We start from the raw sequence: 15,487 nt of genomic DNA, 5'->3' as shown, positions 1-15,487 counted from the left end.
TAAGTTTTTAAAGGGAGCTTAAATCATTTAATCAGTTTAATCAGTTGAATCGGTTTAATCAGTTGAATCGGTTTAATTGGTTTAATCAATTTAATCAATTTAATCAATTTAATTAGTTTAATCAGCATAATTATGCTTTCATTGGGTTTAAATTATATTAAACCGGCTTAAATTCACCAAATAAATGTTAAAAACGTTTTAAATCAATTGTTCCTGAAATGCATTGTCGGCTCTATGTTTACTGTGTTTGAAACCTCTGGAGTCTTCGGAGTCTTCGGAGTCTTCCTCCGAGTCTTCTTCAAAGTCTTCGGAATCCTCCTCATTCTGATTATCATTAAGATCTTCATAATCGGCCTCAAACTCTTCCCCTTCTTCAAAAACAGCTTCAACAGGTTCTTCTCCCGACATGTCGAGATATGACTGTGAAAGTTTAGGAGCAAGGAAGCGTGCAGTATAACTTCCCTGAACAGTGGACACTTCCTCCGGAGTTCCCTCGGCAATAATTTCTCCACCTGCGTTCCCGCCTTCGGGACCCAGATCAATGATATAGTCTGCTGATTTGATTACATCCAGGTTATGCTCTATTACAACCACTGTGTTTCCTTTTGCTACAAGCCTGTTGAGAACTGCGATGAGTTTTTTGACGTCATGGAAGTGAAGCCCGGTTGTGGGTTCATCAAGGAGGTAAATCGTCTTCCCGGTACACTTTTTGGAGAGTTCCCTTGTCAGCTTGATCCTCTGGGCTTCCCCACCGGAAAGCGTTGTTGAGCTCTGGCCGAGTTTGATATAGCCCAGTCCAACTCTTATTAAAGTATCGAGTTTGCGTTTGATTGAAGGAATGTTTTCAAAGTGTTCGGCAGCCTCTTCGACGGTCATATCCAGGACTTCAGCAATCGACTTGCCCCTGTACTTTACCTCAAGAGTTTCACGGTTGTAGCGTTTACCCTTGCATTCCTCACACTCGATGTATACATCAGGCAGGAAATTCATTTCGATTTTTATCAGTCCTTCTCCCTGGCAGGCTTCACAGCGCCCTCCTTTTACGTTGAAGGAGAAACGCCCATTCTTATAACCCCTGATTTTTGCTTCCTTTGTTTCGGCAAAAGCCTGCCTTATGGCATCAAAGACCTTGGTATAGGTGGCAGGATTTGAGCGAGGAGTCCTGCCGATGGGGCTCTGGTCAATAACAATTACCTTGTCGATCTCGGAATCGAAAACAAGCTCGTCATAGTCCCCTGGTGTTACACTTGATTTATTTATCTTTTTCATCAGGGCTTTGTACAGGGTATCATAAATTAGCGTTGACTTCCCGGAACCTGAGACCCCTGTAACTACGGTCAGAACCCCTATAGGAATATTCACGTCTATATCCTTCAGGTTGTTCGCTCTGCATCCTTTAAGCCTTAAGAACGCGTCACTATGACGGCGAAGGGCAGGCGGTTTTATCTGTTTTTCTCCTGAGAGGTACTGACCTGTCAGGGATTCCGGATTTTTCTCAATTTCTTCAGGGGTGCCTTCGGCTACCACATAACCTCCATGAACGCCTGCACCTGGCCCAATATCAAGAACATAGTCCGCAGCCCATATAGTATCTTCATCATGTTCCACGACAATAAGGGTATTTCCAAGGTCCCGCAAGGTCTTGAGAGTACGGATAAGACGCTCATTGTCTCTCTGGTGCAGCCCTATTGAGGGTTCGTCGAGAACATAGAGTACGCCCATGAGATTTGAGCCAATCTGAGTAGCCAATCGGATTCGCTGGGCTTCTCCGCCTGAGAGAGTGCCTGCACCTCGCGAAAGAGTAAGATAGCCGAGCCCTACATGCTCTAAAAAACCGAGCCTGGAGCGAATTTCTTTTAAGACCTGTTTTGCGATCTCTTTTTCCTTTTCCGAGAGCTCCACGTTTTCGAAAAACTGTATACACTCCAGAATTGAGAGATTGGATACATCTACAATGGATTTCCCGCCGAACTTTACTGCAAGCACTTTTTCCTTCAGGCGCTTGCCTTCACATTTTGGACAGGGCTTAACCTGCATGAATTTTTCAAGTTCTTTTCGGCGGTATTCAGATTTTGTCTGGCTGTACAGCCTCTCGGACTGCGGGAGCAACCCTTCCCAGGTACCCTTATGAGACCAGTGGGCATCCCCGTTCTTCATGCTCATACTGAACTGCATAAGTTCGTCCGAGCCATACATGAGAGCATTATACTGCTCATCTGTGAGGTCCTCAATAGGAGTAAATATGTCAAAACCGAAATGCTTTGCCACGGCTGCAAGGTGCTGGCTCCGGTAACTGTCCAGATAGTTCCTGTACAGAGCAACAGCTCCGTCTGCAAGGCAGAGCTTTTTATTCGGAATAATGAGGTCAGGATCGAACTCCATCTTGATCCCGAGCCCATTGCAGGCCTCGCAGGCTCCGAAAGGACTGTTGAAAGAAAACATCCTGGGCTGGAGTTCTTCAAAAGCCATGCCGCAAACAGGGCAGGCCATATTTGAAGAATAAAGGTGGTCTTTTCCTTCCGAATCAACCGCGATTAAGAGCCCATCTGCCTTATTTAGAGCATTTTCACAGGCCTCAACAAGCCTTGAGCGGTCTTCTGAAGGGTCCAACCGGTCAACCACGACTTCGATATCATGTTTCTTGTAGCGGTCAAGGGTAATCTCATCGTCAGTCCTGTGAATCTCGCCGTTTACCCTCATCCGGGTGAAGCCTTCACTGTTTAGTTCTCTGAAGAGCTGCTGGTATGTCCCTTTCTTCTGGCGGACTACAGGTGCGAGGATGGTAATCATACCCTCACATTCCCTGCTCAGGCTGTCCGCAATCTTTTCAGGAGATTGAGACTCGATTTTTATGTTGTGGGTCGGACAGTAAGGAGTACCGACTCTTGCAAAAAGCAGCCTCAAGTAATCATAAATTTCAGTAACTGTCCCAACCGTACTCCTGGGATTTTTCGAGGTCGTTTTCTGTTCAATGGATATTGCCGGAGATAACCCCTCAATGCTGTCCACATCCGGCTTGTTCATAAGCCCGAGGAACTGCCGCGCATAAGCCGAGAGTGACTCAACATAGCGCCGCTGCCCTTCGGCATAAACTGTGTCAAAAGCCAGGGTAGATTTCCCTGAGCCTGATACCCCTGTAATAACGATTAATTTGTCCCGCGGGAGTTCAACCGTGATGTTTTTCAGGTTGTGTTCCCGTGCCCCTTTAATAATAATATTTTTCATTTTCCTTCTCTCGGGTTTTTGTCCAGTTGAATCGGTTAGATGAGAATTTAAGGTCAGAATTTAGTGTATGGATGTTTAAGGTGAATGTTTAAAGTGAATGTTTAAGGTGAACGTTTAAGGTGAACGTTTAAGGTGAATGTTTAAGGTGAATGTTTAATGTATGGGAGTCTATATTCTTCAGGTCTGAACACGTGAAAATTCAGCATATGTAACAAAAAGCGATCCCTTTTATTAATAAAGTGATATAGCGGATTGAAAGTATTAGTCAGCAAAAGAGATAATTTTCTAATAAAGAAATATTGAATGAAATATGTCGTAAACGAATTTTTCATTTTTCTCATTTTTAATTTTTATCCTGTTCTCATTCAATACTTTCAGTTTGGAAAAACCGTCCCTCCTGCAAAATAGGTTAATAAACCTGTGAAACCAAAGCAGAGCCCCAAAAAATAAAGTGTAAATCAATCGGGAAAATGCAAGAAGAGTAAGGTTTGTGGTTTCAACCATATGATGAGTGGGTAAATTATATTTATTGTATAAATATTTATCTACTTTAGAATATTTTAATGATTATATATTAAGTTAACATAAAAGTAACGAAGAGCCAGAATTTACGTATAGTGACTCGAAAGTATGCTCTTTGAGAGTTGATCCAAAAACTTAGAAATGCTTTTAAATTCTCGTATTTTCAAATCCATAAGAGGTTCAAGGCTATATTTCATTTTAAAGTCAATAAAACCATTCTTGCAACGATAATATGTCATCTTATTACAAATGATGAAGTATACGAAGATGAAACTTGATTTTCAAAAAATTTGCTCATAAATATCTCAGAAGCCGGTTTAAAGCTTGTAGAGAGCTTTTCTTTGTCATTCATTTTCTTTGTCCTTCGTTTTTCTTTGTCCTTCGTTTTTCTTTGTCCTTCGTTTTTCTTTGTCCTTCGTTTTCTTCTTCCTGGTTTAGGCTCTGATCTCTTACAGGTCATCTGGATAGCTCCCAGAAAAAAACACTTGAGAAAGGGTAATGTATGGAATTTATAGCGAAAATAAGTCGTGAAATTAAAAAGGGAAATATATAGTAATGTAGATTTTATTGAACAAAGGTGTAAATGTGGGAAACAGATACCAAACAATAGATCTTGAAACATGGAAAAGAAAAGATTATTGTCAAATATACAGGAATGCAGCGCAGCCTGAATATTGTGTAAGTTTTGAACTTGATGTGACGAATTTTAAAAAGCGCGTTAAAGAAAATAACTGGTCATTTACGATGGCATTTATATTTGCTGTTACGAAATGCGCAAATGAAATCGAGGAATTTCGGTATCGTTTTCTTGACGGTAAAGTTGTGTTATATGAGTCCATTGATACCTCATTTACATATCTGGATAAAGAAACAGAGTTATTCAAGGTAGTATATGTTCCCATGCAGGACACGATTGAGAAGTTTGTACAACTGGCAACCGTAATGGCAGAAAATCAAAAAGAACATTTTACAGGACCTGTAGAAAACGATGTATATCAATTCTCTGCCTTGCCTTGGATATCGTTTACGCATATTTCGCACACGGATTTCGGAAACAGGGAAAAAGCACAGCCCATATTTGATTGGGGAAAATATCAGGAAAGGGAAGGCAAATTACTGATGCCGTTTGCAGTCCAGGTTCATCATGCATTTGTTGATGGTATTCATATTGGCAAACTTGCGGATAAGCTGCAGAGATATCTGGATGATGTGTAGATGATGTGTAGATGATGTGTAAATTATAAGTATAATAGTAGGACCATAGTTCAATAGGAGAACAAGTAGTTCACTAATTTTATTTTTTTAAAGTTATGTCTTCAGAATAGATAGATTTTACAGTAATTTTACAGTATAAAGCTGTGCATATGGAACTTTTTGAATCCCACTGCTGAAAACCTTAGAGTTCTTGAATATGCATATTCAAAAACATTAACAAGCAAAAAAGAAAAACTGGATTTTGTTAAGCCTGAGTATGAAATTGAAAGAATTGATTCCTATGAAATAAGACAAAAGATTCTCAACATTTTTTACATTTTCAATATTTTTTACATTTACTGGAAGAAGTTAGGCTTTTCTAAAGGTACTTTACATTATATTTCTTACGTTGGCTGGAAGAAGTTAGGCTTTTCTGAAGGTACTTTACATTACATAAGCAGAACACGCAGGCTGATAAGCCATTTATTCTTAACAGCCATGTTCTGGAAAGGGGAATAAATGGGAGGCTCTGGTTTCAGGTCAAAAGTAAACTAGGCACTTTATAAGCAAATGCTTACAAAGAACAAGCAGATAGTCCAGCTTAATGAAGTTACACAGAAACAGGCTGTTCATATCCAGAGCCTAATACAGGAAAACAGTAAATTGAATATGAAACTTTTTCCTGAGATTACCGAAAAACTCTGTTGGAAGCTGTTTTTCAATTTTTAGCTAAAGAAAAGCCATTTAATTTCTATATATACGTTGACAAGCATAAGAACGACCAGAAATATCAAATGCCAGCCTCGATAGTGTTTCATGTCTGGCTTTAGTTGCTTATCCCAGGCATCTTCATTTCTTTCTATATATTTTCCTCCTTCGTTTTTTATTGATTCAATTCTTATTTTACTGGAAAGTGTTTTGCAATAGGGTTTCAAAAAGCTATATTTTGCTTTTGTTTGCAAAATAAAGCAATTTAATAGCAGATATTTCAGACATATTCCGCTGGTCTCACTATTACACCAGGATATATAAATATCAGCAGAATATAAATTTTTCGAAAATGAATTGACTGACGTTGATAATATATTTTTTAATGTATGTATTGTACATTGAAGTTGATTTCTTTAAGACCTTAGGGCAGATTAGGAGAAAAAAACTGATTTTTTTATTGCATAACAGGCATGGAATGACTTACACAGACTGACCAACGATGAAGATTTTTTTGTGAGGAATAATGCCGTCGATGCCCTTAGCTCTGCGTTTTCTCAAGCGCCAGATAAACTACAGTAGATGAAATGTGAGCTCGATTTATATAGGGAATACTGTGATCATGCTGCAGAATTAATGAAATGTACTGACGAGAAAGCACCGTTTGCGACAGAAGTTCTGAGAAAAGGGCTACCCATTTTGGATAGAAATCTAAAAAAACTTATTGAAGAGATTCAGGAAAAAGCAAGAGCTACTTACAAGGAATCGGTAGGAACCGAAGTAGAAGAAACTGCACGTGCTGTATGTATGGAAGTTCAGAAATGGGTAATAGGTAGTCAGGAAGAGATGACACAAAAAGTAGAGGATATTGCTTATTACTACGGGAGCGCAGAGGGTCACGAATACCCTATTCTTTAGATTGGGGATGAAGTGAAACCTCGCCTCTTTTTGGTTTCGTTTAAACCTCTGTACCGTTGCTTCTTTGTAAAGTAGGTTTCTTAGTCTCATGGTTACATAAGGTGGTAATGAAACTCTGCATCAAGAAAGTCTTGTAAATGGATACTTAACTATTCCCCAGAAACCGGGCGGGCGGCCCGAAGCATACCCCATCCTTTAGGTTGGGGTGGCCGCACGCAATTTGATTTATTAAAAATGAAAATGGCAGATCTTCTTGAAAATAGATATCTTCTAAACAAGATTAAGGCAATGAAACAAGGCAATGAAACACGAAAGAAATCTGGAGAAACAATATGATGCCTTGCTTTTTGTAATTGGGCAGATCCTCACGATGAAAGTAATCTCAGAGCAAGAATTGGATCAAAAATTAGATGAAAAACTTCAAAAGTTTGATCGCATCTTCGATGAAATTATTTGCGTTAAAGATAATTAATAAGAATTCAAAAAGTATTATCACTTATTGGATAGATTTGCCTATTTCAATCTACTGTTTGTGAATTTGGTAGTTTTTCTGCAGAGTCGATATTACAGTGAACTAAGTCAATAGAAAACCGAAAAATACTAAAAATCAAGAACATCGTTAAAACTTGAACGTATAAGTGACACTAAATTGCAGGATCTTGTGGGAGCGAGCCTCCTGCAATTAAAATGATCTTTTTCTAATTGCAGTTTTTGAATAATATTCCTTAGAGATTATCAAATTCCAGAATTTGCAAGTTCTCTTTGCAATGTCCTAAATATGTGTTGTTTCTGAATATAGAACAATCTTGTAGAAAAGTGAATTAAAAGCTATTAGAGAGCAGGCAAGAAGGTATATAGATTTATTATGTGAAATAACGACAATAAAATAATAGTTTTAAAACTTTTAATTTAATAATTATCTCTTTATATGCATTCTTTTATAATTTAAACGCTTAAGAATTATTATTTTCTCTTTAAATCGTTTAAAAACTGTTTTTTAATTAATAAATTTACTTTTATATATTTTTATTTATAAGTATGCTTATATTTTATCGGGCTCATGTTAGGATTGTCAAGCTGAGACCAGTCAGCGAAGTAATTAAGAAAATAAAGTAAGGCTATCTGAACAGCAGATATTTGGAGTGAGGTATTATGTTGAAAATGAAAAAGATATTGGGAATTTTCCTGGCAGTCTGTTTTGTACTGTCAGTAACAGTTGCGTCAGTAAGCGCAGCTCCGGTGACTAATAATAAGAAGATCGACGGAAATAAGAATATTGGGGACAAAAACAATTGGGCTCGCCAAAAAAATAATTGGGACAGACAAAAGAATAATTGGGACAGACAAAAGAATGATTGGGGACGTCAAAAGAACAATTGGGACAGACAAAAGAGAGACTGGAACCGACAAAAGAATGAGTGGAGCCACAAAAAACACGACAAATCTTATGACAACTGGTACAGAATGTATATGATGTGGTTGACAAAATATAATGGCTGGTATTCAAAATATAACGGCTGGTACAGAGGTTATTCCAATTTTTACAACAATTATCATAAATCCTACCACTAAAGCAGAAAAAAGACAATAATCCTAACCGGCTGATGTTTAAGTATTTATACCCCTGAATATTGGTATTCGCAATAAAAACGTATAACTGCGGTTAAAAGTTGAATATAACTAAAACAAATCTTAACTGGCTGATGTTTAAGTTTTTACATTAGCCAGTTGTGCTGTTTTTTAATATTTGAGCATTAGAGAATTAATTTTGAGCTTTATGATAGGCTCGAATAAGGTAGGGACACTGAAGTGTAAAAGGGATATATATGTTCGATATCAGCTGTGAATATGCTTTAAGATGTTCTGGATACATATGTACAAAAGCTTGTAACAAGCGCTACTGCGGAATCTACAGAAAGCTTAAAAATGCGGATTGTACTGTCAATGACATCGGTAACAAAATTTTCATTATTGTCTACTAAATTTTGAATTTTGAATTTTCACGTTCTGGATTTTGGCTTTTGAAGCCCTGTTTCCTCCAAATAGATTATGGTTTTCGCCAGAGAAACTGAAAACTGGTACCTGTGGCTTCCAGAGGCACGTCGAAGCATATGGTATTAGCTGAATGATTGCTTTTTCATCTCCACTTATGGTCGTGCCAGGATGTAGCTGAATAGGAGTTTTGGCCGTAAATGTTGTCTTCGTTCCTGTTGTTTTGAGCTCTATTTCTTCGTATTTCCGGCCATCGCCGACTTTATCAAAACTACTCTGAAGAAATGTCCCTGGTGTTAGAGTCAGTAAGTTTGTCATATATTATGCAGGTTCCCTGGATGTTGAAAAAGAAAATTGAATTCTTATTAAGGTGTTTTAATTTTAAGACTTTTATATTTGGTGTTACAAAGACACTTTTGCACACGTATTTTGAAAATAAGGAAAAAGCGCAGCCCATATTTGATTGGGGGAAATATCAGGAAAGAGAAGGCAAATTTATGATGCCATTTGCAGTTCAGGTTAATCATGCATTTGTTGAGTATTCATATCTGCAACTTGTGGATAAGCTACAGAGATATTTGGATGAAGTGTATATTAATCAGTAGGATACTATTTTATTTTTTCATTGAAGTTGTATCTTCAGAATACGTAAGGTTTACCGTATAACCCGTGCATGTAGGTAAGAAAGTATTCTGTATAAACTGCTATCTGCCAAGTATCATTATAATACTTGAAGAAGAAACTTGCAATTACTCCACAATACATACACTTTTAACTTTAGTAAATATTTTTTCAGCGTCATCTTGTTTGATTATATTCTTGCTAACTGCATAATTAACAAATCCAAAAATTCCACAAGTTGGTTTATTTATACTTTCTAGTTGAATTCTTAGAAGCAAATCTTCTGTTAAACAAAGAAAGTCTTTATCCAAGGCTAAAGCGATAAATGAAATATCGTTTTTACTAAATTTATTTTCAACAACGATTTTCTTTGTAGCTAAAGCTATCATATCATTTGGATTTAAGCTTTCAATCCATCCACCATCAATAATTTGAAGTTTATTTTTCACATCCCGATAAGGATGATCTTTTAAGTATGGTCCAATAACAATTTTATCTTCAAGTTCTTTTATAACATACACGTGATCAAATGCTAGTCTTAATAAATCGAGACTTCCGGTTTTAGCTAATATACCTAGCATCGTTTCGTCTACGAGTACATCTCTTTTACTAATAGGTGAATTTCTTAATTGGTCTATTTTTTCGTCAGATAAACTCAAAGACTCTGCTACTTTTACATTATTTATGTGACATAATAAATCGAAAGTATCTTTTATTAGTAATTCACCCACTTTTGATATTGTAATATTTCCATTTTCATATCTCTCAATTATATGATTAGAAATTGTAATTAAATTACCTAGATATTCCATGCCTTTTTCTGCATCTATTAACCATGCACTATCAAAATTTGGATTAATCTCTATTACTTTTTGTATTTCTTCCACAGCTTCGTCGTTTTTTCCTAAATTCAATAAGGAGCACCCCATAACAAAGTGTGCATCCTCATCTTCTGGCTCTATAAAAACAGCTTTTTTAGAATATTCTAAAGCTATTTCATAAGAGGCTTCTTTATAGTAAATACGTGCTAGTGCTTTATAAGCAAAAACAACGTTTGGATCATTAGAAATTATTTGAGTTAAAATTTCTATGGCTTTTTCAGTATATTCTAGTGCTGATAGTGTAGCAGAATAATTAAGCTTCAATTCAAGGTCATCTGGGTATTTCGTAAAAGCATTTTCAAATTCATCTTTTGCTTCAGAGAGTTTATTTGCTTCTAAAAGAGAACTACATAGCAAACGATAAGTTTCTACTTTGCCATAATCTGCCTCTAAAGCCTTTCTAGAAAAAACAGCAGATTCTTTATAGTCGCCTATTTCATAATATAATGAAGCAAGTTTATAAAAATTAATACCTGTTGGAGCCAATTGTATTAATTCTATAGCTTGTTTTACAGCATATTTATGCATACCACATTCGAGATATAAATTTATTAAATAGATTCTTGGTGGAATTGCCTCACTGTTTTTGCTTATTGCTTCCTTAAGATATTTAACTGAACTTTCATAATCATCTTTCTTGTGATATAATCTTCCCATCATATAGTAAAAATCCCATGGTTTTTGGGAAAATTTATCAATTTTCTCTAAAAGGGAAAACGCTTTTTCTATTTTCCCATTTTCCTCCAAGACATTAGACATTTGTATACATAAATTTATATTTTCTGGATTTTCATCAATTAATTCTTTGAATAATTTCTCAGCTTCGTTAAGCCGATTTTTATAAAAGTATGAAGTAGCAAGATTTGCTTTTACGATAAAGAGATGGTTCTCTGTTAGATTTTCTCTTTTAAGAAGGAGCTCATAATATTCGATTACCTTGTCATAATTCTGGCATTCACCATATGCTTCCCCTAGAATTATGTAGATATCGATAGTGTCTAAACCACTATTAATAATCATTTCACAGTACTCTATTGATTTATTAAATTCTCCTTTAGCAAGATGTACTCTGCTTAAATATGTGTATATTTCACAATTTAAGTAATTGTTACCTTGTGACTCACTCATTTCTTTTGCTTTTTCTAGGCATTTTAGTGCTTTTTCTAAATATTCCATCTTGAGCATCTTTGAAAAATCAGAAGAAATACAAACTTCATTCTCAGGAAAAGCTATATTCATGTAATCTATGGCTAATTCCATAAGAAAAATGGCATTGTCAGATTCAATTTTTACAGCTTTTTTTCCATATTTTATAGCATTTCCGTAATCTTTTTCACTGGAATATATTCGAGCCATGCAATTGAAAGGATATCCAACATTAGGATTAATGGTTGATGCCTGTTTAAGTGTTCTCAGAGAATCTTTAATATTTCCTTTATCATATTCTAACAAACCTATAACACACTTTGCCAAAAAATTATTTTTATCAAACTCTAGAGCTTTTTTGGCATAAATTTCAGCTTCATCTGGATTTTCAGATTTTAACTGTGATGCGATATTAGCTAAAACAGTGGGATTTTTAGGGTCTAACCTTTCTGCCTCAAATATCAAGTTTTTTGCTCTGGATAAGTTCCCTTTTTTATGATGACAAACAGCTTCTCCCATCATTACTTTTACTAATAAAATCTTTGATTCACTCTTTTCTAATTTTACTCTTGCCTGTTCATAATAGTCAAGGGCTTTCTCATATTCTCTTTTATTCTCACAAAACTGAGCAAAATCAATTAATGATTTAGTGTGCTCTTCAATATTTTCAGAAATTATATATGTAGTATAATTCTGATTTGTATTATTCGTATTTCCTATATTAACAGGAGCTTTAATATTATGAAGAAAAACGTCTTTTCCAGCTGTTATTCCATTTCCTCCAATTATACTACCATCATTGGAATCGTCTTTCTCCATAAAATTTTCTCCTAAATTTAGGTCAAAATTGCACTAATCGCTAGTCTTTTAGCAATTTTAGACGCGATATCAAAAAGTCCGTATTCTTCCATTTTTTTTCCAGTTTCTTGTATGGTCTCAATAGCAGATACTACTCTTTTCGTAATTTTTTCTAACTTTGGAGTTTCGTTTTCAGACTCCTTAATTGCTGCAGTAATATCGCCTTCAGCAATTGTTTTATCTTCTGGTAAAAGATTTGACTTTGAAATAGCTTCTTTAAAAGCAAGTAAGTCTCGTTTAAGATCTTCAATATCTGATAAAGAAATGTTAATATTTGCTCCTACTGCAATTGGACTATTTATATTCTCGAAAATAACATTTTCACCCGCAGTTATACCTGTACCACCAAGTACACATTTATCTGAATCTGTTTCCTTTGTCATCAAATACCTTCCAGACTTATTTCGTTTTATTGGTTAGATTCAAAGTCGACTTGCAATAAAAGTTAGTATAAGTAATTAACAGAACTTTGCTTAAATATTTCTATAAATAAGCAAATATTCACTTTAATTTATCAATATACATGATTTGTTTCTCCCGGAATACTCACCGTCACCAAACGCACTTGTGCTCTCTTTTTATTTTCATAGAGCTGATCCCAAAACTCAAAATTGCTTCTCTAAATCATGTATTTCGAATAATCAATCAAGTTTCTGATCATGAAAACAATCCTGAAAATTCTTGATGATTAAGGACTAAATGGCTTTTGGGATAGGCTCATATTGTGTTTTTACAATCTCAGTGGGCTGTGTAACTTAATTGAAATCCTAATCATCTTTTTAAACATAATATGAAGTTATGTAGCTTCAACCCTTTAATTCTGAAATTTCAGGGAAAAAATGAAGTTTGTTCACAGGCCTTTTGCATTCGGTAAATGATGAAGTTTTCAGGCATAATTGAACTTTTACAGAACAAATAAAAAATATTTGTCCATTTAATCGAATACTTCCATCTTATGAACAACCATAGCGAAACGGAAAGTTCAGGTCACAATTCAGTTCACGACGACAATAATAAAATTCCAGGATGGAACGAAGATCTTGAACTGGTTTTTTCTGCCTACAAAGGCCCCTACACTCCTGGAAGAGTTGCATCAAGGCATAAAACGGTCTGCCAGGTCCTTGTCTCTGGAGCTGTCGTACAGGTGGAAATCTCAGGTGCACTTCTGAAAATTGGGAAGCAGCCGGTTGTAGGGGATTTTGTCGTTTTGCTTGACCAGCCTGAACTGGGCTCACGCATGGTTGTGAATATTCTGCCCAGGAAGAGGCAGTTGAAGACGGGCTTATTCCAGAAGAACGGCTTGCCAGCTATCACAGATTAACTGAAGAGCTCATATTCCAGTCAAAAAAGCAGAAATTGGGCTGAAACGACTTGAAAAGGAAAAATTCAAGAAAAGATAGGCTCTTAAGATCTTCTGCTGAATACTTTCTTACATATGTATTTGTATAAAATCATCTAACATTTGAATAAGCGGATCAAATGCTCTTATATCTCCACTCTGATTGAATCACGTACTATTTCTTCCCTTTTTTCCCATACAAAGCTCCAAAAGCCATTCCAAGGGCAGGTCCGAGAGCAATCCCCAGGGTTAGATTGTCCATCATAAGGCCAAGTATCAAACCGAATGACATGCCAAGGGAAAGTCCAATCGCCATTGCGTCTTCTTTTTCATTTTCGCTCTCATTTTCTTCCTCTTTAGCACAGCTTTTAATGTATTTATCAACCTTATCGAGCCTTTTCCCTAAACGTGAGAATATAAGTAAAACGGCTATGACAATGACAATAAAAATTGCAATTATTTGTAAAGATGCAGAATCAATCATTATTTTGAATTTGCCACTTTACTATAAAAAGAGTTTGAAAAGAGAAAAAGAGTTTAAAATGAAGTCAGTTCTCCAACAGGGAACTTTTTCAGCCGGAATAAGAAGGAATTTTCAGGCACAATTGAACTTTTACAGGACAAAATATCAAAATATTTATCCATTTAATCGGATATTTCCATCTTATGAACAATCATAACGAAGCAAAAAGTTCAGGTCATAATCTAGCTCACTCTGACCCTAATAAAATCCCAGGATGGAACGAAGATCTTGAACTGGCATTTTCTGCCTACAAAGGCCCCTACACTCCCGGAAGAGTTGCATCGAGGCATAAAACGGTCTGCGAGGTCCTTGTCTCTGGAGCTGTCGTACAGGCAGGAATCTCAGGTGCACTTCTAAAAATTGGAAAGCAGCCGGTTGTAGGGGATTTTGTCGTTTTACTTGACCAGCCTGAACTGGGCTCACGCATGGTTGTGAATATTCTGCCCAGGAGGACCTGCCTTTCAAGAGGTGCAGCAGGAGATGGGAGCGGAGAGCAGGTAATTGCTGTAAACCTTGATACCATTTTTATCGTGACGTCGGTTGGTAAGGATCTCAACCTTCGAAGGCTTGAGAGGTATCTTGCCATTGTGTATTCTTCCGGGGCAAACCCTGTGATTTTACTTAACAAAATCGACCTTGAAGATAAACCAACCCGGCTGGTAGAAAAAATCCAGTCCATTACAGGTGACGTGCCGGTTATTCCATTAAGCGCCCTTTCAAAAACCGGGCTTGACGAACTTAGCCCTTACCTCAACCCTGGGGAAACAGTTGCATTAATAGGGTCCTCAGGCGTCGGAAAATCCACGCTTATCAACGCTCTTCTTGGCGAAACCGTCCAGAAAACCGGAGATATCCGGAAAGACGATGAAAAAGGCAGGCATACAACCACAGTTCGCCAACTCTTCCTGCTTTCTAACGGAGCGGTTCTTATAGACAATCCCGGAATCAGAGAAATCCAGCTCGGTGACTCTGCGGACGGGCTTGAAAAAGCTTTTTCCGAAATTGTTGACGCAGCCCGTAATTGCAAGTTTAAAGACTGCACTCACCGCGATGAGCCGGGCTGTGCTGTACTGAAGGCGGTTGAAGACGGGCTTATTCGTGAGGAACGGCTTGCCAGTTATCACAGATTAACTGAAGAACTCATATTTCAGTCAAAAAAAGCAGAAATTGGGCTGAAAAGACTTGAAAAAGAAAAATACAAGGAAATTGCAGTGAATATAAAGAAATATCGGAAATTTACAGGCAAGTCATGAAATAAAGCGTATTTTTTGACAGGATATATCAGGAATTTATAGCCTCTTTAGCATTACTCTTAGCATTACTCTTAGCATTACTCTTAGCATTATGTTGTGTTATATTTTACCGCCTCAGCATACTACGCGAATTTAATCGACTGAAGCTAACTGACTGAAGCTAATCGACTGAATCTGACCAACTGAAGCTAATCGACTGAAGCTAATCGACTGAAGCAGCGTTTTTCGTTCTCTCTTGTTCTCTCCAAACAGCGCAATACCTAAAAATGAACAACACTTTTTTAACTGCATAGTTTTATAAAAACAT

12 protein-coding genes are annotated in these 15,487 nt (G+C 36.6%); 7 read left to right on the top strand and 5 right to left on the bottom strand.

Features of this window, described 5'->3' with window-relative positions; genetic code table 11:
* Positions 1–198 precede the first annotated feature (198 nt).
* Positions 199–3,225, bottom strand: a complete 3,027-nt coding sequence (gene uvrA, locus MSBRW_RS10755) for an excinuclease ABC subunit UvrA (protein WP_011307655.1) — start codon at positions 3,223–3,225, stop codon at positions 199–201.
* Between the two features lie 1,107 nt (positions 3,226–4,332).
* On the opposite strand from uvrA, the gene MSBRW_RS10745 reads away from it, so the two are divergent.
* The 4 genes from MSBRW_RS10745 to MSBRW_RS10725 all read left to right on the top strand — a co-directional run bounded on the left by MSBRW_RS10745 (position 4,333) and on the right by MSBRW_RS10725 (position 8,139).
* Positions 4,333–4,962 carry a chloramphenicol acetyltransferase gene (locus MSBRW_RS10745; protein ID WP_011307656.1) on the top strand — a complete coding sequence of 210 codons (630 nt, stop codon included), beginning with the start codon at positions 4,333–4,335 and terminating at the stop codon, positions 4,960–4,962.
* Between the two features lie 159 nt (positions 4,963–5,121).
* Positions 5,122–5,460 (top strand): hypothetical protein, encoded by a 339-nt coding sequence (locus tag MSBRW_RS10740; protein ID WP_011307657.1) that lies wholly within the window; start codon positions 5,122–5,124, stop codon positions 5,458–5,460.
* An 825-nt stretch (positions 5,461–6,285) separates the two neighbouring features.
* Positions 6,286–6,567, top strand: a complete 282-nt coding sequence (locus MSBRW_RS10730; protein WP_155398202.1) for a hypothetical protein — start codon at positions 6,286–6,288, stop codon at positions 6,565–6,567.
* Positions 6,568–7,719: 1,152 nt separating this feature from the next.
* Positions 7,720–8,139, top strand: a complete 420-nt coding sequence (locus MSBRW_RS10725; RefSeq protein ID WP_011307659.1) for a hypothetical protein — start codon at positions 7,720–7,722, stop codon at positions 8,137–8,139.
* Positions 8,140–8,535: 396 nt separating this feature from the next.
* On the opposite strand, the gene MSBRW_RS10720 is transcribed toward MSBRW_RS10725, so the two are convergent.
* Positions 8,536–8,877: a hypothetical protein gene (locus tag MSBRW_RS10720; protein ID WP_011307660.1), complete on the bottom strand. Its 342-nt coding sequence runs from the start codon at positions 8,875–8,877 to the stop codon at positions 8,536–8,538.
* Positions 8,878–8,897: 20 nt separating this feature from the next.
* Between MSBRW_RS10720 and MSBRW_RS10715 the strand changes: the two genes are divergently transcribed.
* Complete coding sequence (locus tag MSBRW_RS10715; RefSeq protein ID WP_052305900.1) at positions 8,898–9,164, top strand: CatA-like O-acetyltransferase; 267 nt, start codon at positions 8,898–8,900, stop codon at positions 9,162–9,164.
* Between the two features lie 144 nt (positions 9,165–9,308).
* Here MSBRW_RS10715 and MSBRW_RS10710 read toward each other — a convergent pair whose 3' ends face one another.
* Complete coding sequence (locus tag MSBRW_RS10710; protein WP_011307661.1) at positions 9,309–12,026, bottom strand: tetratricopeptide repeat protein; 2,718 nt, start codon at positions 12,024–12,026, stop codon at positions 9,309–9,311.
* 17 nt (positions 12,027–12,043) lie between these two features.
* Positions 12,044–12,448, bottom strand: a complete 405-nt coding sequence (locus MSBRW_RS10705; RefSeq protein WP_011307662.1) for a hypothetical protein — start codon at positions 12,446–12,448, stop codon at positions 12,044–12,046.
* Positions 12,449–13,020: 572 nt separating this feature from the next.
* On the opposite strand from MSBRW_RS10705, the gene MSBRW_RS10700 reads away from it, so the two are divergent.
* Positions 13,021–13,386 carry a ribosome small subunit-dependent GTPase A gene (locus MSBRW_RS10700; protein ID WP_011307663.1) on the top strand — a complete coding sequence of 122 codons (366 nt, stop codon included), beginning with the start codon at positions 13,021–13,023 and terminating at the stop codon, positions 13,384–13,386.
* Positions 13,387–13,579: 193 nt separating this feature from the next.
* Here the strand turns inward: MSBRW_RS10700 and MSBRW_RS10695 are convergent, their stop codons facing one another.
* A complete protein-coding gene (locus MSBRW_RS10695; RefSeq protein WP_011307664.1) occupies positions 13,580–13,888 on the bottom strand; it encodes a hypothetical protein in 309 nt (102 codons plus the stop codon).
* A 182-nt stretch (positions 13,889–14,070) separates the two neighbouring features.
* Here MSBRW_RS10695 and rsgA point away from each other — a divergent pair, with 182 nt between their 5' ends.
* Entirely contained in the window at positions 14,071–15,180 is a 1,110-nt protein-coding gene (gene rsgA, locus MSBRW_RS10690; RefSeq protein ID WP_011307665.1) for a ribosome small subunit-dependent GTPase A, read from the top strand.
* Positions 15,181–15,487: the final 307 nt, after the last annotated feature.

The organism is Methanosarcina barkeri str. Wiesmoor (assembly GCF_000969985.1).
GTDB classification, from domain to species: Archaea; Halobacteriota; Methanosarcinia; order Methanosarcinales; family Methanosarcinaceae; genus Methanosarcina; species Methanosarcina barkeri_B.
Note: the sequence above shows the minus strand (reverse complement) of the source record. Positions and strands in the feature narration are given on the sequence as shown.

Bases quoted from the DNA above. Each gene is read 5' to 3' on its own strand.
- uvrA (WP_011307655.1), bottom strand. From the start codon at position 3,225: ATGAAAAATATTATTATTAAAGGGGCACGGGAACACAACCTGAAAAAC.
- MSBRW_RS10730 (WP_155398202.1), top strand. From the start codon at position 6,286: ATGAAATGTACTGACGAGAAAGCACCGTTTGCGACAGAAGTTCTGAGA.
- MSBRW_RS10725 (WP_011307659.1), top strand. From the start codon at position 7,720: ATGTTGAAAATGAAAAAGATATTGGGAATTTTCCTGGCAGTCTGTTTT.
- MSBRW_RS10720 (WP_011307660.1), bottom strand. From the start codon at position 8,877: ATGACAAACTTACTGACTCTAACACCAGGGACATTTCTTCAGAGTAGT.
- MSBRW_RS10715 (WP_052305900.1), top strand. From the start codon at position 8,898: ATGTTGAAAAAGAAAATTGAATTCTTATTAAGGTGTTTTAATTTTAAG.
- MSBRW_RS10710 (WP_011307661.1), bottom strand. From the start codon at position 12,026: ATGGAGAAAGACGATTCCAATGATGGTAGTATAATTGGAGGAAATGGA.
- MSBRW_RS10705 (WP_011307662.1), bottom strand. From the start codon at position 12,448: ATGACAAAGGAAACAGATTCAGATAAATGTGTACTTGGTGGTACAGGT.
- MSBRW_RS10700 (WP_011307663.1), top strand. From the start codon at position 13,021: ATGAACAACCATAGCGAAACGGAAAGTTCAGGTCACAATTCAGTTCAC.
- MSBRW_RS10695 (WP_011307664.1), bottom strand. From the start codon at position 13,888: ATGATTGATTCTGCATCTTTACAAATAATTGCAATTTTTATTGTCATT.
- rsgA (WP_011307665.1), top strand. From the start codon at position 14,071: ATGAACAATCATAACGAAGCAAAAAGTTCAGGTCATAATCTAGCTCAC.